Genomic DNA, 20,001 nt, shown 5'->3' with positions numbered 1-20,001 from the left:
CTCGTCGAGGGCCCGGGGAGCGGACCCACCGTCCACTCCCCGGGCCTTTGTTCTATCCCTATGGCTCGTTGGAGACATGCATGAGCTCCGATACGCTCGCTCCGGCGCAACCCGCCGTCGAGCTGGAGGGCATCACCAAGCGTTTCCCGGGCGTCGTCGCCAACCACGACATCCGGATCGCCATCCAGCCCGGCACCGTCCACGCCATCTGCGGTGAGAACGGCGCGGGCAAGTCCACCCTGATGAAGATCCTTTACGGCATGCAGAAGCCGGACGAAGGCCAGATCCGGGTGAACGGCACAGACGTGAGCTTCCGCTCGCCCAGCGACGCGATCAACGTCGGCATCGGCATGGTCCACCAGCACTTCATGCTGGCCGACAACCTCACCGTGCTGGAGAACATCGTTCTCGGCGCCGAGCCCACCCGGGCAGGACGCCTCGACACCGCGCGCGCCCGAGCCCGGATCACCGAGCTGTCGGAGGCCCACGGCCTGCGCGTCGACCCCGACCGCCTGGTCGAGGACCTCGGCGTCGGCGACCGCCAGCGCGTGGAGATCCTCAAGGTCCTCTACCGCGGCGCCCGCATCCTCATCCTCGACGAGCCCACGGCGGTGCTCGTGCCGCAGGAGGTCGACGAGCTCTTCGACAACCTGCGCGAGCTCAAGGCCGACGGCCTCACCGTCATCTTCATCTCCCACAAGCTCGACGAGGTGCTCGGCATCGCCGACGCGATCACCGTGATCAGGCGCGGCACCACCGTGGCCACGCTGCCACGCGCCGAGATCAGCAACGCCCGCCAGCTCGCCGAGCTCATGGTCGGCAGCGAGCTGCCCACCCCGGAGACCCGCGAGTCCACGGTGACGGACACCGTCCAGCTCAAGGTCACCGGGCTCACGCTGGGCGCCGACGGCTACCGCGCCAACATCGGCCCCGAAGCCCTGCGCGCCGGCGGCGGCCGCCTGCTGCTCGACGACATCACCTTCGAGATCCGCAAGGGCGAGATCCTCGGCATCGCGGGCGTGGAGGGCAACGGCCAGTCCGAGCTGATCGAGGCCATCATGGGCATCCGCCAGGCCCACGGCGAGATCATCCTGGCCGAGCAGGACATCAGCGCCTGGCCAACCCTCAAGCGCCGCGAGTCCGGCATCGCCTACATCCCCGAGGACCGCCACCGCCAGGGCCTGCTCCTGGAAGCCTCCCTCTGGGAGAACCGGGTGCTCGGCCACCAGACGCAGAAGCCCGCCAAGAGCGGCATCTGGATCAACCGCCGCGCGGCCAGGGCCGACACGCAGCGCATCATCAAGGAGTACGACGTCCGCACCCCGGGCGCCGACACCCTCGCGCTCGCGCTGTCCGGCGGCAACCAGCAGAAGCTGATCGTCGGGCGCGAGATGAGCGGCGACCCGGTCTTCCTCATCGCCGCCCACCCCACCCGGGGCGTCGACGTGGGCGCGCAGGCCGCCATCTGGGACCACCTTCGCGACGCCCGTGCCGCCGGCCTCGCCGTACTGCTGATCTCCGCGGACCTCGACGAGCTCATCGGCCTGTCCGACACGCTGCGCGTGATCTACCGGGGGCGGCTCGTCGCCCGCCTCGACCCGTCCGACGTCACGCCCGAGCGGCTCGGCGGCTACATGACCGGCGCCATCACCGCCACCGAGGAGATGTGATGCCCGCAGGGCTCTACCGCGCGTTGCTGACCGTGACGGGCGCGGTCATCGCCATCGTGCTCGCCATCGCGATCTCCAGCGTGGCGATCATCGCGGCCGGCGCGAACCCCGCCGCCGCCTTCGCCGCGTTCTTCGACTTCGGCGAGACCCCCCGAGCCGTGGTCAACGGTATCACGACCATGATCAACCGTGCGGTGCCGTTGTTCATCGCGGGCCTCGCGGTGGCGGTCGGCTTCCGCATGAACCTCTTCAACATCGGCGTCGAGGGCCAGTACCGGCTCGCGGCGGTCGTGGCCGCCTTCGTCGGCTCCACGTTCGTGGCGCCCGCCTGGATCCAGATCCCGGTGATCATCATCGTGGCGGCGGCCGTCGGCGGCCTGTACGCGCTGATCCCGGCGGTCATGAAGGTCAGCCGCGGGGTGAACGAGGTGATCGCCACGATCATGCTCAACTACATCGCGATCAACCTCGCCGCCTTCCTGGTACGCGGCCCGTTCACCGGTCCCAAGCCGGAGGGACAGCTCACCATCTCGACGCCGCCCCTGCCGGAGTCGGCCTGGTTCCCCAACCTGAACTTCGTCTTCGAGATGCTCGGCCTGCCCGCCCCCCGCGGCGGCGGCCTGTGGGGCTTCCTGGTCGTGGCGATCCTGCTCGGCGTCGGCCTGTGGCTGCTGCTGGAGCGCACCCGGTTCGGCTTCGACGTCAAGGCCAGCGGCCTGAACGCCTCCGCCGCCCTCGCCTCCGGCGTCAACCCCAAGAAGATGGTCATCTCGGCCATGGTGCTGTCCGGGGCGATCGCCGGGCTGATCGGCATGCCGGAGATCCTCGGGTCGACGCACGCGTACAACTCGAACTTCACCCCCGGACTGGGCTTCCTCGGCATCGCCGTGGCGCTGCTCGGGCGCAACAAGCCCGTGGGCATCGCGGTCGCCGCGCTGCTGTTCGGCTTCCTCGACCGCGCGCAGGGGCCGCTGCAGTTCGCGAACGTGCCGCCCAGCGTGATCGTCATCATGCAGGGCGTCATCGTCCTCCTGGTGGTCGTCTTCAACGAGGTCACCAACCGGATGGCGCTGCGCTCTGAGGAACGGCGGGCCGCCCGCCAGCTCGGCACCGACAAGCCCGTTGAGGTGGCAGCATGACAAGGGTCCGCAAATACCACCTCGCGCTGATCGGCGTCGCCCTGCTCATCCTGGCGATGTCGCTGGTCAGGGTGATCTCCGGGCACAACGACATCACCTCCTCCGGCACGTTCGCCGCGGCGCTCGGGCTGGCCGTGCCGATCGGGCTGGCCGGGCTCGGCGGCCTGTGGGCCGAGCGCGCGGGCGTGGTCAACATCGGTCTCGAAGGCATGATGGTGCTCGGCACGTGGTTCGCCGGCTGGGCCGGATACCAGTGGGGGCCGCTGGCCGCCGTCGTGGCCGGTCTCCTCGCCGGGGCTCTGGGCGGGCTGATCCACGCGATCGCGACCGTCACCTTCGGCGTCGACCACATCATCAGCGGCGTGGCCATCAACCTGCTCGGTCCCGGCATCACCCGGTTCCTGTCGGAGGTCCTGTACAAGGAGGGCTCCGCGGCGGCCGAGGCCGGCGCCGGCATCACCACCTCGCCCGCCATGTCGGGCAAGGCGTGGGAGGGGAGCCTGCCGTTCCTGTCGGACCAGACCGACGTGTTCGGCTGGCTGGAGCGGACCCACTGGTTCCTGATCTCCGACCTGGCCGGCATCCTCGGCGGGCTCACCCGCGACGTCAGCGTCCTGGTCATCCTGGCCGTGGTGATGATCCCGCTGACCTTCTACGTGCTCTGGCACACGGCCTTCGGCCTGCGCCTGCGCTCGGTGGGCGAGAACCCGTGGGCGGCCGAGTCGCTCGGCGTCAACGTCTACCGGCTCAAGTACGTCGCGGTGGTCATCTCCGGCGCGTTCGCCGGGCTGGGCGGCGTCTTCCTGGTCTTCGTCACCACCAAGTACGTCGAGGGCCAGACGCAGGGACGCGGCTTCATCGGTCTCGCCGCCATGATCTTCGGTAACTGGCGGCCCGGCGGGCTCGCGGCGGGCGCCTCGCTGTTCGGCTACGCCGACGGTCTGCAACTGCGCAGTTCGGGGGCGATCACCTCCTTCTTCCTGTTCGGCGCGATCCTGCTGCTCATCTACCTGGGCAACAAGGTCCGGGTGATGACGCGGTCCGGGCAGCCGGCCGAGCTGGCCGGCCGTACCACCAAGGACTACACGATCATGGCGGGCGCGGCAGCCGGCGCCCTGGTCCTCATCTGGCTGTGGATGGTCATCGACAAGCTGCCGAACGAGTTCGTCTACATCACCCCGCACGTCCTGACCCTGCTCGTGCTCCTGGTCGCCTCGCAGCGCCTGCGCATGCCCAAGGCCGACGGCGTGCGGTACCGCCGGGGGGAACAGCACTGATGGACATCGACTGGGACGGCCTGCGCGACGAGGCGCGGGCCTCGATGCGCAACGCCTACGCGCCCTACTCCAAGTTCCCGGTGGGCGCCGCCGCCGTGGTGGCCGACGGCCGCGTCGTGACCGGCTGCAACGTCGAGAACGCCTCCTACGGTCTCAGCCTGTGCGCGGAGTGCGGCCTCGTCTCGGCGCTGCACGCCTCGGGCGGCGGCAGGCTGGTCGCCTTCACCTGCGTGGACGGCCACGGCGAGCTGCTCATGCCGTGCGGACGCTGCCGTCAGCTCCTGTACGAGTTCGGCGGCGACGACCTCCTGGTCGAGACCCCCGACGGCCCCAGGCGCATGGCGGTGCTCCTGCCGTACGCCTTCGGACCCGACGACCTGACCAAGGGAGCATGATGGACGCCATCGAGGTCATCGTCGCCAAGCGCGACGGCCGCGAGCTGAGCACCGCGCAGATCGACTGGGTGATCGACGCCTACACCCGGGGCGAGGTCGCCCACGAGCAGATGTCGGCGCTGGCCATGGCCATCCTGCTCAACGGCATGGACCGCCGCGAGATCGCCGAGTGGACGCAGGCGATGATCCGCTCCGGCGAGCGGATGGACTGGTCGATGCTGGACCGACCGACCGCCGACAAGCACTCGACCGGCGGCGTCGGTGACAAGATCACGCTGCCGCTGGCGCCGCTGGTGGCCGCCTGCGGCGCGTACGTTCCGCAGTTGTCGGGACGGGGCCTCGGCCACACCGGCGGCACGCTCGACAAGCTGGAGTCGATCCCCGGCTGGCGGGCGTCGCTGTCGAACGAGGAGATGCTGGCCGTCCTGCGCGGCGTCGGCGCGGTCATCTGCGCCGCCGGCACCGGCCTCGCGCCCGCCGACAAGAAGCTGTACGCCCTGCGCGACGTCACCGGCACGGTCGAGTCGATCCCGCTGATCGCCTCGTCCATCATGTCCAAGAAGATCGCCGAGGGCACGGGCTCGCTGGTCCTGGACGTGAAGGTGGGCTCCGGGGCGTTCATGAAGACGGTGGAGCGTGCCAGGGAACTGGCCGAGACCATGGTCGCGCTGGGCACCGACGCCGGGGTGCGTACCGTGGCGCTGCTGACCGCCATGGACCGCCCGCTGGGCCTGGCGGTGGGCAACGCGCTGGAGGTCGAGGAGTCGGTCGAGGTCCTGGCGGGCGGCGGGCCGTCCGACGTGGTCGAGCTGACGGTACGGCTGGCCCGCGAGATGCTGGAGGCCGCCGGGATCACCGGCAAGGACCCCGAGCAGGCGCTGAAGGACGGCTCGGCCATGGACGCCTGGCGCCGCATGATCTCCGCCCAGGGCGGCGACCCCGACGCGATCCTGCCGAAGGCCGCCGAGACGATGACGGTCGAGGCGCCGGAGTCCGGTGTCCTGACGCGGCTGGACGCGTACGCGGTGGGCCTGGCCGCCTGGCGGCTGGGCGCGGGCAGGGCCCGCCAGGAGGACCCGGTCTCCTTCGGCGCGGGCATCACGCTGCACGCCAAGCCGGGCGATCTGGTCCGGGCGGGACAGCCCCTGATGACGCTGCACGCCGACGAGACGGCCCGCTTCGCCCGCGCCCTGGAGGCGCTGGAGGGCGGCTACGCGGTGGGCCCCTCCGGCGAGGAGCAGCTCCCGCTGATCATCGGCCGGATCGTGTGAGGTTTGCACATCGACGGGTGACGGATGCCTATGGGCGGCGTCACCCGTCCCTCGTTACCGTGGCTCTGACCCTCTCGGCGCACGATGGGAAGGAGCACCATGAAAGCTTCCAGCCTGGCCGCCGCCCTGAGCGCGGCGGCGCTCACCGCCATGCTGTCCGCCGTGCCGGCCCAGGCGGCCGCCAGCGACGCCGTGTGCTTCTCCGGCGGGCGCACCCTGAACGCCAACGGCACCTACAAGGTGAACGCCGGCGGCTGCGACGGCTACAGCGGCACGACGGTCACCATCCGCTTCGGCTACGCGGCCGGGGACTACAAGTGCGGCTGGACGTTCCTGTGGAACAGCCAGCTCGGCGCCGACAACTGCGTCATCACCTAGAAATAAGCGGGCGGCCGCGGGTGTTCACGCTTTCTAGTTAAACTTTCAACTAGAAAGGTCGAGTCATGGCCGTCGAGCACCTGTTCATGCTGATCATGGGCGTCGTCATCGCCGCCGCCGTCGCGCTCATCCCGCTGGCCCTGGCCCTGCGGGGCATCAGGAGCGGCGAGTGGCCGGTGCTGCACCGCAGGCTGGTCGTCTGGCGCGGCTTCATCGTGCGCTGAGCTGGGCGGCCGGGGCCGGGGTGTCGGCGAAGATGTCCTGGAGCACGGCGCGCTGCGTGGGCAGGGCCTCGGCGTGACGCCTGCGGCCCTCCTCCGTGATCTTCACGAAGACGCCCCGCCGGTCCACGTCGCAGACGTGGCGGGTGACCAGGTGCGCCTTCTCCAGGCGGGCGATCACCCGGGAGAGCGCGCTCTGGCTGAGGTGGACCTCGCCGCAGAGCTGCTGGACGCGCAGCTTGTCCTCGTGGCGGATCATGCGGTCGAGCACCTCGAACTCACTGGCGCCCAGGTCGTGCTTCTCGCCGAGCTCGCGCTCCAGTGAGCACATGGCCTTCGCGTGTTTCGCCAGGACGTAGTGCCAGGTCCCGACCACGAACTCCTCGTCCATGACGCGGAGGTTACCATCCCGCTAAATCTCATGCAACGGAATTAAATGCTGTTGCATTCAATGCAGATGCATGTAGTGTTCCGTCCCATGTCCACTACCTCTGCCCGTTGGGGCGCGCTCACCGTGCTCTGCGCAGTGATCTTCCTCGATGCCCTCGACGTGTCGATGGTCGGCGTGGCCCTGCCCGCCATCCAGAACGACCTGGGGCTCTCTACTTCTTCTCTGCAATGGGTTGTCAGCGGATACGTGCTCGGATACGGCGGTCTTCTGCTTCTTGGCGGCAGGACGGCTGACCTGCTTGGGCGGCGCAGGGTGTTCCTGGTCGCCTTGGGCGTCTTCGCGGTGGCCTCCCTCCTGGGCGGCATCGTCGACGACGGCGCCCTGCTGATCGCCGCCCGTTTTGTGAAGGGCGTGAGCGCGGCGTTCACCGCGCCCGCCGCCTTGTCGATCATCACGACGACGTTCCCCGAGGGGCCGCGGCGCAACAAGGCGCTGAGCGTGTTCACCGCCTCCGGGGCCAGCGGCTTCTCGCTGGGACTCGTGTTGTCCGGTGTGCTCACCGAGCTGGGCTGGCGCTGGACGTTCCTGATGCCGGTGCCGGTCGCGATCATCGCGCTGGTTGCCGCGCTGAAGGTGCTGCCCAAGGTGAAGGAGGAGCGAGCGGAGGGCGGCCACGACCTGATCGGCGCCGTGCTGATCACCGCCTCCATGCTGCTGCTCGTCTTCACCGTCGTGCAGGCGCCCGAGGCCGGCTGGACCTCGCTGCGCACGCTCGGCTCGCTCGCCGTCGCCGTCCTGCTGCTCGGCCTGTTCGTCTTCGCCGAACTGCGGATGAAGCACCCGCTGGTACGGCTCGGCATCCTGCGCTCCGGCCCCATCGTCAGGGCCAACCTCGGACTGGTGATCCTGTTCGGCTCCTACGTCGGCTTCCAGTTCGTCGCCATGCAGTACTTCCAGAACCTGCTCAAGTGGTCGGCCATGGAGACCGCGCTGGCCTTCCTGCCCGCCGGAATCCTGGTCGCGCTCACCTCGACCAAGATGGGCGACTTCGCCGACCGCTTCGGCACCGCCCGCCTGATCACGATCGGGTCGGCCGCGCTGGCCGCCGGATACGCCTTCTTCTGGGTCGGCATCTCCACCGCGCCCAGCGTGCTCGGGATGGTGCTGCCCGGCATGGTCCTGCTCGGCATCGCGTTCGCGCTGTCGTTCCCGTCGCTCAACATCCAGGCGACCAACGGCGTCCACGACGACGAGCAGGGGCTGGCCTCCGGCCTGCTCAACACCTCCGGCCAGGTCGGCGGCGCGGTCGTGCTCGCCGTCGTCACCGCGGTGCTCACCTCGGGCGGCACCCTGTCCATCGAGGCGCTGCGCGGCGCGATCGTGGTCTCGCTCGTCCTGGGCGTGGTCGGGCTCGGCATCGCGCTGACCGGCCTGCGGGTGCGCCGGGCGCCCGCGGTCGCGGCCGACGAGGCCAAGGTGTACGAGACCGTCTGATCCGGTTACCGAAGGGGCCCCGCCGGGTGCGGGGCCCCTTCGCTGGGCATAAACCGGGTATGCGGCACACACGCAGCTTCGCGGCCCTGCTGTGCCTCGCCGTACTGTGTGGATGCGGTACGGCCCGCACCGGCGGCACCACGGCCACCGCCAGCCCTTCGCCCGGCACGCCCACCGCCGGCCCCACGACCGGCGCGCCCGCCACCAGCACGCCGCCCGCCTCCCCGCAGGAGCCCGCCCCGACCGGCACCGCGGAGATCGACGTCGACCGCTCGGGCGGCGCGCCCGCCCTGGTCACCGGCGTCCGCTACGCCGCCCACCCCGCCTACGACCGGGTGGTCATCGACCTCAGGGGGAAGATCCCCGGATACACCGTCACCTGGGCGGAGGAGCTTCTGGAGGACGGCTCCGGCAAGCGGATCGACGTCGACGGCGGCGCGTACCTCCAGGTGATCCTCACCCCGGCCGACGCCCACACGGCCAAGGGCGAGCCCACCTGGACCGGCGGCCCGATCTTCCAGACCGACCTCGGCAACGTCAGCAGCGTCGTCAAGACCGGCGACTTCGAGGGGCGCGTGGGGGTGGGCATCGTGCTCGACCGGCGGGCCGGGTTCGAGGTCACCGAGCAGCGCCGGCCGAACAGGCTGGTCATCGACGTGGCACACTGACGTCCGTGGTCAGAAAGATCGAAGGGGCGACCCGGATTCCGGTGCCCGGCGGCAAGGTCATCGACGAGCACGTCGGCCGCGTCAACAGCGGTGACGAGGCGATCTCGATCGCCCACATGGTGGCGCCCGCCGGGTGGGAGGAACCCGCCCAGACGCCCGAGTTCACCGAGTACACCGTGGTGTTGCGCGGCACCGTCCTCGTCGAGCACGCCGAGGGCACCACCGAGGTGCGCGCGGGCCAGTCGATCGTGACGGAGGCGGGGGAGAAGATCCGCTACAGCTGCGGGCCCGAGGGCGCCGAGTACGTGGCGGTCTGCCTGCCCGCCTTCTCCCCGGACGCGGCGCACCGCGACTAGCGCCCGCTACATCCGATGTAGCGCCTCCTGGGTGAGAGACCTTCCCGTACGGCTCAGCCAGGAGGACACCATGACCATTCTCGTGACCGGCGCCACCGGCACCGTGGGCCGCCAGATCGTCGCCCAACTGGTCGAGCGGGGTGAGCGCGTGCGCGCCCTCACCCGCGACCCCTCCCGCGCCGACTTCCCCGCCGGGGTCGAGGTGGCCGCGGGCGACCTGCTGGTCGCCGAGACGCTGGCGCCCGCGCTCGACGGCGTCACCGCCCTGCACCTCATCACCGTGGGCGGCGAGGGCCTCGAACTGCTGCCCAACGGCAAGGAGATCGTCGAACTGGCCGCCAAGGCCGGGGTCGAACGCGTCTCCGTGCTCGGTAGCTGGGAGGAGGGCAGCGTCGAGGCGGCGCTGCGCGAGAGCACGATGGCCTGGACGCTGCTGCGGTGCATGGAGTTCATGGCGAACGCCTTCGACTGGCAGGAGGAGGCGCGCACCGAGGGCGTCGTCCGGGTCTTCGGCAACCAGCCCGGTGCCGTGGTGCACGAGGCCGACATCGCCGCGGTGGCCGTCGCCGCCCTGACCTCGCCCGGGCACGAGGGGCGCGTCTACCTGCTGAGTGGTCCCGAGGTCACCACCCCCGAGGAGCGGGTACGGCTGCTCGCCGAGGCCAGCGGGCACGACATCCGCTTCGAACCGCTGACCGAGGCGCAGCTCAGGGAGCGCATGGCCGCTGAGGGGGCGGACGAGTCGTTGATCGAGTTCGCGATCATGCTCGGCACCACTCCGCCCGAGGAGGGCCGCACGATCCTGCCCACGGTCCAGGAGGTCACCGGCCACCCGGGCCGCACCTTCGCCCAGTGGGCCCAAGAACACGCCTCCGCCTTCCGCCCCTGACCCTCCCAACCCCCAGGACCCACCCCCTGGGGGACCCTAGCCTCCGGGACCCGACCTCCGGACCCACCGCCCCCAGGACCTGCGGCCCCGTAGACCCACCTTCCGGCTGAAGCCCTCCACCCCACCGCCCAGACCCGGATCGGAGACCTTGATCCCGGGAACCCAGGGTGTGCGGGCCGGCCCGGGGATGAGCGTTTCCGTCGTGGGGTCCCTGGAATCCGTGGGCTACCAGGTCCAGGTGATGGGGTCGGGGGGTTGGTAGCGGCAGGTGGCGCCGGTGGAGATGGTGGCGCGGAGGTGGGCGGCGAGTTCGGGGTGGCGCTCGTCGAGCTGGCGGAGCGTGTTGCGGATGCGGTTGGTCACCGCCTTGCGGGCCCGCTCCGCCTCGTCGCCCAACCGGCGCGAACGCCCGCCCAGCCCGGCCGCCCGGCGGAGTTCGGACAGCAGCGCCTGCCGTTCGGCGTCCAGGGCGGCCACCCGCTGCTCGTCGCCGCGCACGGCGGCCCGGTCGATCTCGTCGTCCAGGAGCTCCAGCCGCCGCCGGTACTGGGCCTTGGCCTCGTCGTCCAGCACCGCGTCGCCGCCCATGCGCCGCGCGGCCACCACCTCGGCCCCGCCCGCCGGGTTGAGCAGCTCGACGGCGGAGATGTCGGTGCCGGGACTGCCAAGAAGGGTCCGCAGGTCGCGGAGTCCCTTGGCGTCGGGCAGGTGGGCGGTACGGCCGGCGAAGGTCAGGGTCCACACGTCGCCGTCGAGGCGGAAGACGCTGGGTGAGGGCTGCGGCAGCCGTACCCGCATCCCGAGCTCTTCGGCCTCGCGGGCGACGTCGGCGAGCAGCGGGCCGGGGTCGGCGCCGAGCGCGAGCAGCGCCTCGGCCAGGTGCGCGCGGGCCAGGACCGACCACGGCCGGGCGCCGAGCCGGTCGGCGGCGCGGTGGGCGGCGGTGAAGCCGTCGGCGGCGGCCCGCCAGCGGCCCTGGGCGGCGTCGAGCACCGCCGCCCAGTGCTCGAACGGCCCGTCCACCACGATCGTCGAGGTCACCGCCCACTGCCCGAGATAGGGGGCGATGGCCTCGCGGGCGTTCTGGCAGAGTTCGGGGTCCTTGGACAGCGCGGCGGCCTGTGCCTGGAAACGGAGCCAGAGGGGCGCCATCCAGCTCAGCAGGTCCGCGCCGCCGGTCATGAGCCGCGTCAGGTGGTTCAGCGCCCCGGCGGCGTCGCCGCGCTCGGCGGCCGTGACCCCGGCGAACAGCGGCAGGTTCGCGCTGCCCGCGGCGCGCATCTCGGCCAGCAGCGCGTCGGCCTCCTCGAAGCGGCCCTGGAGCAGGGCGGCCGACAGGAGCTGGGTCCAGCGGAGTTCGGCGCCGCTGACGTAGGGCTGCTCGCCGAGCTCGCGGGTGGCCTCCGACAGGGCCCTGGCCTCGTCGAAGCGGCCCTGGAGCAGGGCGTGCCTGGTCCTGATCACCATGGCCTCGTGCTCGAACAGCGGCAGGCCCGACCGCCCGGCCAGCCGGAGGAAGTCCTGGTCGGCGGTGGTGTGGGCGGGATCGCCCAGTTCGAGCAGCGCACCGGCCCGCCAGGACAGGGCGTGGAGCAGATGCTGGGTGTCGTCCGCCGCGGCGGCGACCTCGGCCAGCTCCTCCGCCAGCGCGATCCGCGCCCCGGCCGTGCCGGGCCGCCAGATCGCCGACAACCGCACCAGCAGCGTGAACTTCAGCGCCTGGTCGTCGCCCTCGTCCCTGGCCCGGTCGGCGGCCAGGCCGCTCAACTGCTCGCCCACGTCCTCCATCGGCGCGGCCTCGCCCCTGACCAGGCGCCGGTGCGCCTCGCGGACGAAGTCGGGGAAGCCGAGGTGGTACAGCTTGAGCGCCGAGTGCGCGAGCAGGCCGGGGTCGTCGAGCTCGCGCGCCGCCGCGATGGCGGCCTCGATCGCGCGCCGCCCCTCCTCGTGCGCGCCGACCCGCTGCAGTGTCAGCCCGAGATCGAGCTCGATCGCGGTACGGCGGGCCCGCTCCCGCCCCGGCACCCGTTCCAACGCCCGCCGGAGATGCCCCACGGCCTCCTCGTCGGCCAGCCGCGCCTCGGCGTCCTGCGCGGCGGCCAGCAGCAGCTCGGGCGCCTCCGGCACCTCGGCCAGGTACGCGTGGTGGGCCAGCGCGGCGGGGTGCGCGCCCGCGGACCGGAGCGCGTCCAGCGCCGCCGCGTGCCCGGCCCGCCTGCCCGGCTCGTCCAGCTCCGCGTAGAGCGTCTCGCGCACCAGGTCGTGCACGAACGCGTGGCCGCCCTCACCCGACGGCATGACCAGCCTGGCCGCCACCGCCTGCCCAAGCGGCACCGCGACCCCGCGCCCGACGCACACCGCCAGGATCTCGTCGGTGAACTCACGTCCCAGCACCGCCGCCGCCCGCAGCGTCTCGCGCACCTCGCCCGACAGCCGCGACAGGCGGCGCTCGACCGCCGCCCGCACCCCGGCCGGGATCGTGTCCAGCGGGCTGCCGCCCTGCCACAGCCGCGCGGCCTGCTCGACGAAGAACGGGTTGCCGCCGGTCAGCCGGTGGATCTCGGTCACCAGACCGTCGTCGGGCCGCAGTCCGGTGGTCTGGGCGACCAGCTCGCCGACCTCCTCGCGGCCGAGCCCGGTCAGCGCCAGCGTGGTCGCCTTCAGCTCGGGTGGCGGCTCGGCCTCGCCCTCCCGGTAGGTGCCGATGACGAGGATGCGTTCGAACCAGGCGTGCCGTACCACGAACTCCAGGAGTTTGAGCGAGTCGGCGTCGGCCCAGTGCAGGTCCTCCAGCACGATCACCACGGGCTGCGACCGCGAGAGGGCGACCAGCAGGGCGGTGACCGCGTCGTACAGCTCGAAGGGGGTGCGCGCGGCGGCGAAGACGTCGGCGTCGGGGCGCAGCCTGCGCACGACCTGGATCCACGGCCAGTAGCCCGGCGCGCCCTCGCCCTCCCAGCAGGCGGCGCTCAGCACCTGGGCGCCGGAGGCGAGCGCGTGCCCGGCCGCCTCGGCGACCAGCGCGCTCTTGCCGACGCCCGCCTCGCCGGTCACCAGCACCAGCGAGCCGTGGCTGGTGAGCACGCGTCCGACCTCGCCGCGCAGGACCGCGGCGGGGTGTTCGCGTCCGATGAGGATGGCCATGAAGGCCCATTATGATGGCGAGATGAGCCAGCAGCCGACCCCAGACGAGATCAGGCGCGCGCCGAAAGTCCTGCTCCACGACCATCTCGACGGCGGTCTGCGGGCCGAGACGATCGTCGACCTGGCCCGCGAGTCGGGCTATGACCGGCTGCCCACCAACGACGCGGCGAACCTGCGCGAATGGTTCCAGGAGGCATCCGACTCCGGCTCGCTCGTGCGCTACCTGGAGACGTTCGACCACACGGTCGGCGTCATGCAGTCGCGCGAGTCGCTGGTCCGGGTGGCCGCCGAGTGCGCCGAGGACCTGGCCGCCGACGGCGTCGTCTACGCCGAGGTGCGCTACGCCCCTGAGCAGCACACCACGACGGGGCTCAGCCTCGACCAGGTCGTCGAGGCGGTGCTGGAGGGCTTCCGGCAGGGCTCGGCGGGCCGCGGCATCAAGGTCGGCACGCTGCTGACCGCGATGCGCCACCAGGCCCGCTCGATGGAGATCGCCGAACTGGCGGTGCGCTACCGCGACGTCGGCGTGGTCGGCTTCGACATCGCCGGCGCCGAGGCGGGCTACCCGCCCACCCGCCACCTGGACGCGTTCGAGTACCTGCAGCGGGAGAACGCGCACTTCACCATCCACGCGGGCGAGGCGTTCGGGCTGCCGTCGATCTGGCAGGCGATCCAGTGGTGCGGCGCCGACCGGCTCGGCCACGGCGTGCGCATCATCGACGACATCACCGTCGCGGGCGACGGCTCGGCCAAGCTGGGCAGACTGGCCGCGTACGTCAGGGACAAGCGCATCCCGCTGGAGATGTGCCCCACCTCCAACCTGCAGACCGGCGCCGCCGCCTCCATCGCCGAGCACCCGATCGGGCTGCTGCGCCGCCTGCACTTCCGCGTCACCGTCAACACCGACAACCGGCTCATGAGCCGCACCAGCGTCTCGGAGGAGTTCGCCAAGCTGGTCGAGGCGTTCGGCTACGGCTGGGACGACCTGCAGTGGTTCACGGTCAACGCGATGAAGTCGGCGTTCATCCCCTTCGACGAGCGGCTGGCGCTCATCAACGGTGTGATCAAACCGGGGTTCGCGCAGCTCAAGTGGCAGTCATGAGACAGGTCTTCCGTTCCAGGTTCGCCTACGTGCTCGGGTGGGTGTGGGTGGCGTTCGTCGTCGCCAACGCCGTCGACCTGATCGTGCGCTACTCGGGCAAGTCCTCGATGGTCGCCGGCGCGGTGCTGGGCGTGCTGACCGCGCTCATCTACCTGATCGCGCTGCGCCCGGTCACGGTGGTGGGGGAGCGGGCGCTGACCGTCCGCAACCCGTTCCGCACGACCGTGATGCCGTGGGCGTCGGTCGGCGACGTGACGGTCTCCCACGCGATCACGGTCGCGCCGGTGGACGGCGAGGAGGAGTCCGTGCGGCTCTGGACTCCGACCGCCACCGCCCGCGAGCGCGCCAAGGCCCAGGGCAGGGGCATGGCGCCGGCCAGGCGCGGCCGGCTCAGGACCGAGCCGAGTCTGACCAAGGCCGAGCAGGCCGCGCAGGAGGCGTTCGCCGGCAAGACGCACGCCGACTGGGTGGGCGACCAGATCACCGAGCGCGCCGAGGCGGCCCGCCGCCGCAAGGAGGAGGCGGGCCCGGTGACCACCACGTGGGCGATCGACTCCCTCGTGGTGATCGGCGTCGCGCTGGCCCTGGTGCTGGCCGCCGTCCTCGTGCCCTGACCGCTCAGCGGGCGCGCTCGGCGAAGCGCCGCATGCCCTCCTTGGCGATCCCCGACTCCTCGACCTCGCGCGCGGCCTCCGTCTCCCGCGCGAAGGCGCGCTCGACGTCCTCCAGCGCGGGCCGCAGCAACCTCAGATGTACGGCTGTCGCCGTCCCCGGCGCCGTCCAGCGCTCCACCAGCCCGGCGGCGGCCTCGACCAGCGACTCCCGCGGCACGATCTCGTCCAGCAGCCCGGCGGCCAGGGACTCCTGAGCGTCCAGCCGGGCGCAGTCGAGCACCAGTCGCAGCGCCCGGCCGCCGGTGAGGCGGTGCAGGAGCAGGCTGGAGGCGTTGGAGATCGACAGGCCGATGCCGTTCTCCGGCAGGAAGTAGCCGGCCGAGGGGGAGCCGAGGCGGGAGTCGAAGCACAGCGTCCACTCGGCGGCGCCGCCCACGGCGAGGCCGTTGACCGCGGCCACGACCGGCACCGAGGTCTCCAGCACCGCCCTGGTCAGGTCGTGGAAGGTCTCGACCTCCTCCAGCAGCGACTTGTCCGCCGCCTCGTGCAGGTCCTCGCCGGCGCAGAAGGCCCTGCCCTCGCCGGTCACCACGATGCCGCGGCCGGAGTGGCCGTGCTCGCGCACCGCCGCGGCCAGCCGTAGCCGCATGTCGGAGGTGAGGGCGTTGAGTTTGTCCGGCCGGCGCAGAGTGATCACCGTCACCTCGCCGCGCGCGCTGACGTCGATCATGCGGTCTCCCTCGGGGTCTGGATGGCGATGGACCCGGCGCGCTGGTCGCGTTCGGGGTGGAGCAGGTGGCGCTTCTCGATGCGCTGGGACGGGGTGTAGGAGAAGCCGTCCACGAACTCGACGAAGGCCGGGATCTTGAACCTGGCCAGCCGTTCGCGGGCGTGGGCGATGATCTCGGCGGCCGTGGCCTCGCCGGGGGAGTGGCCGGGGTTGAGCTGGATGAACGCCTTGGGCAGTTCGCCCCACAGGTCGTCGGGCACCGGGACCAGCGCGGCGGCCTGGACCGCCGGGTGCTGGGTCAGGACGGTCTCGACCTCGGCGCAGGAGATGTTCTCGCCGCCCCGCCGTACCATGTCCTTCAGTCTTCCGGCGTGGTGGATGTAGCCGAGCTCGTCGCGTACGCCCAGGTCACCGGTGTGGAACCAGCCGTCGCGGAAGGCGTGGGCGGTGGCGTCGGGGTGGTTCCAGTAGCCGCGCATCATCGGCCGGCCCCGGACCACGATCTCGCCCGGCCGGCCGTCCTCGGCCAGGACCGCGACCTCCTTGCCCGGCGGCGCGTAGCCCATCGCGCCGGTGCCGACCGTGCGGTCGTCGTCCGGATGGACGAGCAGGTCGGGGCCGCTCTCGGTGGAGCCGTACAGTTCCCGCCAGGACGCGTCCCAGCGCTCCTCCAGCGCGGCGTGCAGCTTGGCCGGGATGCCCGAGCACATCACCAGCCGCATGCGGTTGTCCCGGTCGTGCTCGTGCGGCGGCTGCTTGAACAGCAGCATCGGCATCGTGCCCAGCACGTACGTGACGCTGGCCCCGAAGCGCCGCGCGTCCGGCCAGAACCCGGAGGCGGAGAAACGCGGCAGCACCACGAGCGGCACCCCGGCCACCAGGCACATGAGCGCCATCCACTGCGGATCCATGTACGAGAACGGCTGCGCCACCATGACCACGTCGTCCTCGCGGAACCCGACCAGGTCCACCATGAGCTCCGCGGTACGCGTCCAGTACTCGTGGGGCAGCATGCACGCCTTCGGGAACCCGGTGGTGCCCGAGGTGTAGGAGAAGGTGGCGATGTCCCAGGGGTCGATCGACACCTCGGGCGCCTTGCCCGAGCGCTCCCGCAGCACCGGCACGCCCGCCTCGCGGATGAAGGGGGCGTACTCCGGCGAGGTCAGCGCCGTCCTGGCGCCGGAGTCGCGCAGCACGTGGGCCAGGTCGGCCGAACGGTAGCGGGCGTTGACCGGGACGGTGATCGCGCCGGCCTTGGCCACGGCCAGCCAGCTCAGCGGCCAGTCGGGGACGTTGTCCAGCATGACGGCCACGCGGTCGCCGGGCCGTACGCCGTGGTCGGCCAGCGCGCCGGCGAGCTGGTCGGTGCGCTCGTCGACCTCGGCGAACCCGAGCGTCCGGTCAGGGAAGATCAGGAACGGGCGGTCCTCATGGAGTCGTGCGGCCTGCCGGAGCAACGCGGGGATCGTCATGGGGCTCCCATGGGTAGTCGGGCAGCAGGGTGAGGTCGAGGCGCATGGTCACCTGGGCGGGCGAGCGGACCGCGGCCAGGCCGATCGCCACGAACTCGGCGCACACCTGCTCCAGCGAGGACTCGCCGTCGGGGCGGTACCACTCGCTGGTGCCGGTGCACATGGACATCAGGGCCAGCCGGGTCAGCTTCTGGTCGGCGACGTGGAAGGCGCCGCGCTGGACGCCGTCGGCCAGCGCGGCCTTCCAGCGCTGTTCGTAGAGGTCGCGCAGGGCGATGATCTCGTCGCGGGCGCTGGAGCCCGCGGTGAGCGAGCGCAGCTCGCCGTCCATGACGCGGGTGGTCATCGGGTTGAGCGCGTGGACGGCGGTGAGCGAGGTGATGAGCACGGCCAGGCGCTCGGCGGGTTCGCGCGGGCCCGCCAGCAGGCGGTCGGTGGCGTCGATGAGGCCGAGCTGGCTCAGGCGCATGAGGTCGGCGAGCAGGGCCTCCTTGCTGGCCACGTGATGGTAGATGCCGGCGTTGGTCATGTCGACGGCCCGCGCGAGGTCCCTGATGCTCGTCGCCGCGTAGCCCTGGTCGGCGAAGAGCCGCATCGCGGCGGTCCTGATCCGTAGTCCTGTGTCCATGTCTCCTACCGAACGTTTGGTAGGAGCGTAGCCGACCGAACGATCGGTAGCCAGTGCGATTCTTGACCTCTCTGCACACTTCTGCTTAGGTAAGCCTTACCTAAGCAATGGCATCGCCGTCCGGCGGTGACCTCGAACGCGGCCTCGCGGGCGTCCCACAGCTCCCGCGGAGCCGTGACCAGGGTGGCGCGGGCGAAGGGCGCCCGCGACGCCGTTGCCGCACGCCGGGACGGGGCATCTGAGGCACCGCGGTTCGCCGCGTCCCGTCCCGGCCGCGCGGCCCACGAGTTCGCGCTGATCCCCGCTCCCCGCGGTGCTGCTCGCCACGCTTCGCGTCGCGCCGGCGGGGATCGGCGCGGTCCGGTCCCCTTGCGTGACGGACGCCGTGAGCAGCAGGATCGGGACCGTAGTGTTGACCCTGACACCGTGTGAGGGTCTACATCTGGGGGCGTCATGTTCAGCATCGGAGACTTCGCCAGGCTGGGGCTGGTGTCGGTGCGGATGCTGCGCCACTACGACGCGATCGGGCTGCTACGGCCCGCGCACGTGGACCCCGCCACCGGCTACCGCTCCTACCAGGCCGCCCAGCTGTCCAGGCTCAACCGCATCGTCGCGATCAAGGACCTCGGGTTCACGCTGGAGCAGGTCGGCGCGATCCTCGACGACAAGGTGAGCACGGAGGAACTGCACGGCATGGTCCGCCTGCGTCGCGCACAGTTGGAGGCGCAGATCGACGCCGACCTGGCCAGGCTGCGCGGCGTGGAGGCGAGACTCCGCACGATCGAGAGGGAAGGGCACATGCGCACCGACGAGGTCGTGCTCAAGAAGGTCGCCCCCATGCGGATCGCCGAGCTCAGCGGCCGGGCGGCCAGCTACGACGGGAAGGACATCGGCCCGGTCATCCAGCCGCTCTACGCCGAGCTCATGAAGCGGCTGTGCGAGGCGGACATCAAGGTGACCGGACCCGGCTGCGCCTACTACGTCGCCGAGGACGACGGCACCGTGATGATCCACGCCGCGATCCAGGTGGGGGTGTCGGAGGGCGCCGACGTCGACTTCCTGAACCTGCCCGGCATCGAGACCGCCGCCACGATCATCCACAACGGCGCGATGGAGAACGTCGGCCCGACCATGCAGGCGCTCGCCCACTGGATCGAGGACAACGGCTACCGCGCCCTGAGCCTGTCGCGCGAGGTGTCGCTCCACTGCCCGGACAACCGCGACGAATGGGTCACCGAGCTGCAGATCGAGGTGACCCGCTGACGTGGTAGAGCTGGAGCGCCACCGCAAGGAACTGGCCGGATACTGCTACCGCATGCTCGGCTCCGGCTTCGAGGCGGAGGACGCCGTCCAGGAGACCCTGACCAGGGCGTGGAAGACGTTCGACCCCGAGCGCGGCGCGCTGCGCCCCTGGCTGTACGGCATCGCCACCAACGTCTGCATCGACATGCTCCGCAGCGCCCAGCGCCGGGCCCGCGCCATGGACCTGGGCCCGGCCGCCGAGCCCGGCGCCGAGCTGGGCGTGCCGATCCCCCACGACCGCTGGGTCTACCCGATGCCCGACCAGCTCATGGACCCGGCCGAGCTGGCGGTCTCCCGCGAGTCGGTGCGCCTGGCCTTCGTGGCCGCGCTCCAGCACCTGCCGCCCAGGCAGCGGGCGGTCCTGATCCTGCGCGACGTGCTCGCCTGGTCGGCCGCCGAGGTCGCCGGCCTGCTGGAGACCAGCGTGGCCTCGGTCAACAGCGCGCTGCAGCGGGCCAGGGCGGCCCTGCCCGCCACGGACGAGCCGCGCCTGGAGGTGGACGAGGACCTGCTGGCCCGTTACGTGGACGCCTTCGAACGCTTCGACGTGGACACGCTGGTCGCCATCACCCACGAGGACGCCGTGGACTCGATGCCGCCGTTCGCGTGGTGGCTGTCGGGCCGCGAGGCCATGCGCCAGGTGCTGGTCGCCTCGGGCGGGGCGGGCTGCCGCGGGAGCAAGCTGGTCCGGGCGGGGGCGACCACGTTCGGCCAGTACCTCGACGGCGAGGCGTTCGCGATCGTGGTCCTGGAGACGTCAGGCGGCCTGATCAGGGGTACGACCACCTATCTGGACCCGAGCTTGTTCCCGTTGTACGACCTGCCGATGAGTTTCGGCGGTCCCGGACGTAAGTAAGAGC

Annotated in this window: 20 protein-coding genes; 15 read left to right on the top strand and 5 right to left on the bottom strand. The window is 71.6% G+C overall.

What is annotated here, in order from left to right; genetic code table 11:
- The first annotated feature begins 80 nt into the window (after positions 1-80).
- From ACIBEJ_RS16495 to ACIBEJ_RS16465, 7 genes are all read left to right on the top strand, one after another.
- Positions 81-1,670 (top strand): ABC transporter ATP-binding protein, encoded by a 1,590-nt coding sequence (locus ACIBEJ_RS16495; protein ID WP_397183566.1) that lies wholly within the window; start codon positions 81-83, stop codon positions 1,668-1,670.
- Complete coding sequence (locus ACIBEJ_RS16490; protein ID WP_397183565.1) at positions 1,670-2,809, top strand: ABC transporter permease; 1,140 nt, start codon at positions 1,670-1,672, stop codon at positions 2,807-2,809. Before ACIBEJ_RS16495 ends, ACIBEJ_RS16490 begins: the two co-directional genes overlap by 1 nt.
- Positions 2,806-4,086, top strand: a complete 1,281-nt coding sequence (locus ACIBEJ_RS16485; RefSeq protein WP_397183564.1) for an ABC transporter permease — start codon at positions 2,806-2,808, stop codon at positions 4,084-4,086. Before ACIBEJ_RS16490 ends, ACIBEJ_RS16485 begins: the two co-directional genes overlap by 4 nt.
- Positions 4,086-4,481 carry a cytidine deaminase gene (locus ACIBEJ_RS16480; protein ID WP_397183563.1) on the top strand — a complete coding sequence of 132 codons (396 nt, stop codon included), beginning with the start codon at positions 4,086-4,088 and terminating at the stop codon, positions 4,479-4,481. The genes ACIBEJ_RS16485 and ACIBEJ_RS16480 overlap by 1 nt, the downstream gene beginning before the upstream one ends.
- A complete protein-coding gene (locus ACIBEJ_RS16475) occupies positions 4,481-5,752 on the top strand; it encodes a thymidine phosphorylase (protein ID WP_397184316.1) in 1,272 nt (423 codons plus the stop codon). The genes ACIBEJ_RS16480 and ACIBEJ_RS16475 overlap by 1 nt, the downstream gene beginning before the upstream one ends.
- 99 nt (positions 5,753-5,851) lie before the next feature.
- The gene (locus ACIBEJ_RS16470; RefSeq protein ID WP_397183562.1) at positions 5,852-6,130 is read left to right on the top strand and encodes a hypothetical protein; all 279 of its coding nucleotides are present in this window, start codon (positions 5,852-5,854) and stop codon (positions 6,128-6,130) included.
- Positions 6,131-6,195: 65 nt separating this feature from the next.
- Positions 6,196-6,354 carry a hypothetical protein gene (locus tag ACIBEJ_RS16465; RefSeq protein ID WP_397183561.1) on the top strand — a complete coding sequence of 53 codons (159 nt, stop codon included), beginning with the start codon at positions 6,196-6,198 and terminating at the stop codon, positions 6,352-6,354.
- On the opposite strand, the gene ACIBEJ_RS16460 is transcribed toward ACIBEJ_RS16465, so the two are convergent.
- Positions 6,341-6,742: a MarR family winged helix-turn-helix transcriptional regulator gene (locus ACIBEJ_RS16460; RefSeq protein WP_397183560.1), complete on the bottom strand. Its 402-nt coding sequence runs from the start codon at positions 6,740-6,742 to the stop codon at positions 6,341-6,343. The two genes, ACIBEJ_RS16465 and ACIBEJ_RS16460, sit on opposite strands and share 14 nt — an antisense overlap.
- Positions 6,743-6,829: 87 nt before the next feature.
- Between ACIBEJ_RS16460 and ACIBEJ_RS16455 the strand changes: the two genes are divergently transcribed.
- The 4 genes from ACIBEJ_RS16455 to ACIBEJ_RS16440 all read left to right on the top strand — a co-directional run bounded on the left by ACIBEJ_RS16455 (position 6,830) and on the right by ACIBEJ_RS16440 (position 10,149).
- Positions 6,830-8,236 carry an MFS transporter gene (locus tag ACIBEJ_RS16455; RefSeq protein WP_397183559.1) on the top strand — a complete coding sequence of 469 codons (1,407 nt, stop codon included), beginning with the start codon at positions 6,830-6,832 and terminating at the stop codon, positions 8,234-8,236.
- A gap of 59 nt (positions 8,237-8,295) precedes the next feature.
- On the top strand, positions 8,296-8,904 hold the full coding sequence (locus tag ACIBEJ_RS16450) for a hypothetical protein (RefSeq protein ID WP_397183558.1): 609 nt from the start codon (positions 8,296-8,298) through the stop codon (positions 8,902-8,904).
- A 5-nt stretch (positions 8,905-8,909) separates the two neighbouring features.
- Positions 8,910-9,260: a cupin domain-containing protein gene (locus ACIBEJ_RS16445; RefSeq protein WP_397183557.1), complete on the top strand. Its 351-nt coding sequence runs from the start codon at positions 8,910-8,912 to the stop codon at positions 9,258-9,260.
- A gap of 70 nt (positions 9,261-9,330) precedes the next feature.
- Positions 9,331-10,149 (top strand): NAD(P)H-binding protein, encoded by an 819-nt coding sequence (locus ACIBEJ_RS16440; protein WP_397183556.1) that lies wholly within the window; start codon positions 9,331-9,333, stop codon positions 10,147-10,149.
- 225 nt (positions 10,150-10,374) lie between these two features.
- On the opposite strand, the gene ACIBEJ_RS16435 is transcribed toward ACIBEJ_RS16440, so the two are convergent.
- Positions 10,375-13,293: an ATP-binding protein gene (locus ACIBEJ_RS16435; protein WP_397183555.1), complete on the bottom strand. Its 2,919-nt coding sequence runs from the start codon at positions 13,291-13,293 to the stop codon at positions 10,375-10,377.
- Positions 13,294-13,315: 22 nt separating this feature from the next.
- On the opposite strand from ACIBEJ_RS16435, the gene ACIBEJ_RS16430 reads away from it, so the two are divergent.
- Positions 13,316-14,395, top strand: coding sequence for an adenosine deaminase (locus ACIBEJ_RS16430; protein ID WP_397183554.1), 1,080 nt, complete (start codon positions 13,316-13,318; stop codon positions 14,393-14,395).
- On the top strand, positions 14,392-15,009 hold the full coding sequence (locus tag ACIBEJ_RS16425) for a PH domain-containing protein (protein WP_397183553.1): 618 nt from the start codon (positions 14,392-14,394) through the stop codon (positions 15,007-15,009). Before ACIBEJ_RS16430 ends, ACIBEJ_RS16425 begins: the two co-directional genes overlap by 4 nt.
- A gap of 4 nt (positions 15,010-15,013) precedes the next feature.
- On the opposite strand, the gene ACIBEJ_RS16420 is transcribed toward ACIBEJ_RS16425, so the two are convergent.
- From ACIBEJ_RS16420 to ACIBEJ_RS16410, 3 genes are read right to left on the bottom strand one after another with little or no spacing between them, the layout of a single operon-like run.
- The gene (locus tag ACIBEJ_RS16420; protein ID WP_397183552.1) at positions 15,014-15,739 is read right to left on the bottom strand and encodes an enoyl-CoA hydratase/isomerase family protein; all 726 of its coding nucleotides are present in this window, start codon (positions 15,737-15,739) and stop codon (positions 15,014-15,016) included.
- Positions 15,736-17,211, bottom strand: coding sequence for a class I adenylate-forming enzyme family protein (locus ACIBEJ_RS16415; protein ID WP_397183551.1), 1,476 nt, complete (start codon positions 17,209-17,211; stop codon positions 15,736-15,738). The genes ACIBEJ_RS16420 and ACIBEJ_RS16415 overlap by 4 nt, the downstream gene beginning before the upstream one ends.
- Entirely contained in the window at positions 17,168-17,839 is a 672-nt protein-coding gene (locus ACIBEJ_RS16410) for a TetR/AcrR family transcriptional regulator (RefSeq protein ID WP_397183550.1), read from the bottom strand. The genes ACIBEJ_RS16415 and ACIBEJ_RS16410 overlap by 44 nt, the downstream gene beginning before the upstream one ends.
- Positions 17,840-18,292: 453 nt before the next feature.
- On the opposite strand from ACIBEJ_RS16410, the gene ACIBEJ_RS16405 reads away from it, so the two are divergent.
- Positions 18,293-19,102: a MerR family transcriptional regulator gene (locus ACIBEJ_RS16405; RefSeq protein ID WP_397183549.1), complete on the top strand. Its 810-nt coding sequence runs from the start codon at positions 18,293-18,295 to the stop codon at positions 19,100-19,102.
- A gap of 1 nt (position 19,103) precedes the next feature.
- Positions 19,104-19,997 carry an RNA polymerase subunit sigma-70 gene (locus ACIBEJ_RS16400; protein WP_397183548.1) on the top strand — a complete coding sequence of 298 codons (894 nt, stop codon included), beginning with the start codon at positions 19,104-19,106 and terminating at the stop codon, positions 19,995-19,997.
- The last annotated feature ends 4 nt before the right edge of the window (positions 19,998-20,001 follow it).

Origin of the sequence: Nonomuraea sp. NPDC050790, assembly GCF_044456745.1 — a bacterium.
Classification (GTDB): domain Bacteria; phylum Actinomycetota; class Actinomycetes; order Streptosporangiales; family Streptosporangiaceae; genus Nonomuraea.
This window is presented reverse-complemented; position numbering and strand designations above follow the sequence as displayed.

Bases quoted from the DNA above. Each gene is read 5' to 3' on its own strand.
- ACIBEJ_RS16495 (WP_397183566.1), top strand. From the start codon at position 81: ATGAGCTCCGATACGCTCGCTCCGGCGCAACCCGCCGTCGAGCTGGAG.
- ACIBEJ_RS16490 (WP_397183565.1), top strand. From the start codon at position 1,670: ATGCCCGCAGGGCTCTACCGCGCGTTGCTGACCGTGACGGGCGCGGTC.
- ACIBEJ_RS16485 (WP_397183564.1), top strand. From the start codon at position 2,806: ATGACAAGGGTCCGCAAATACCACCTCGCGCTGATCGGCGTCGCCCTG.
- ACIBEJ_RS16480 (WP_397183563.1), top strand. From the start codon at position 4,086: ATGGACATCGACTGGGACGGCCTGCGCGACGAGGCGCGGGCCTCGATG.
- ACIBEJ_RS16475 (WP_397184316.1), top strand. From the start codon at position 4,481: ATGGACGCCATCGAGGTCATCGTCGCCAAGCGCGACGGCCGCGAGCTG.
- ACIBEJ_RS16470 (WP_397183562.1), top strand. From the start codon at position 5,852: ATGAAAGCTTCCAGCCTGGCCGCCGCCCTGAGCGCGGCGGCGCTCACC.
- ACIBEJ_RS16465 (WP_397183561.1), top strand. From the start codon at position 6,196: ATGGCCGTCGAGCACCTGTTCATGCTGATCATGGGCGTCGTCATCGCC.
- ACIBEJ_RS16460 (WP_397183560.1), bottom strand. From the start codon at position 6,742: ATGGACGAGGAGTTCGTGGTCGGGACCTGGCACTACGTCCTGGCGAAA.
- ACIBEJ_RS16455 (WP_397183559.1), top strand. From the start codon at position 6,830: ATGTCCACTACCTCTGCCCGTTGGGGCGCGCTCACCGTGCTCTGCGCA.
- ACIBEJ_RS16450 (WP_397183558.1), top strand. From the start codon at position 8,296: ATGCGGCACACACGCAGCTTCGCGGCCCTGCTGTGCCTCGCCGTACTG.
- ACIBEJ_RS16440 (WP_397183556.1), top strand. From the start codon at position 9,331: ATGACCATTCTCGTGACCGGCGCCACCGGCACCGTGGGCCGCCAGATC.
- ACIBEJ_RS16435 (WP_397183555.1), bottom strand. From the start codon at position 13,293: ATGGCCATCCTCATCGGACGCGAACACCCCGCCGCGGTCCTGCGCGGC.
- ACIBEJ_RS16430 (WP_397183554.1), top strand. From the start codon at position 13,316: ATGAGCCAGCAGCCGACCCCAGACGAGATCAGGCGCGCGCCGAAAGTC.
- ACIBEJ_RS16425 (WP_397183553.1), top strand. From the start codon at position 14,392: ATGAGACAGGTCTTCCGTTCCAGGTTCGCCTACGTGCTCGGGTGGGTG.
- ACIBEJ_RS16420 (WP_397183552.1), bottom strand. From the start codon at position 15,739: ATGATCGACGTCAGCGCGCGCGGCGAGGTGACGGTGATCACTCTGCGC.
- ACIBEJ_RS16415 (WP_397183551.1), bottom strand. From the start codon at position 17,211: ATGACGATCCCCGCGTTGCTCCGGCAGGCCGCACGACTCCATGAGGAC.
- ACIBEJ_RS16410 (WP_397183550.1), bottom strand. From the start codon at position 17,839: ATGGACACAGGACTACGGATCAGGACCGCCGCGATGCGGCTCTTCGCC.
- ACIBEJ_RS16405 (WP_397183549.1), top strand. From the start codon at position 18,293: ATGTTCAGCATCGGAGACTTCGCCAGGCTGGGGCTGGTGTCGGTGCGG.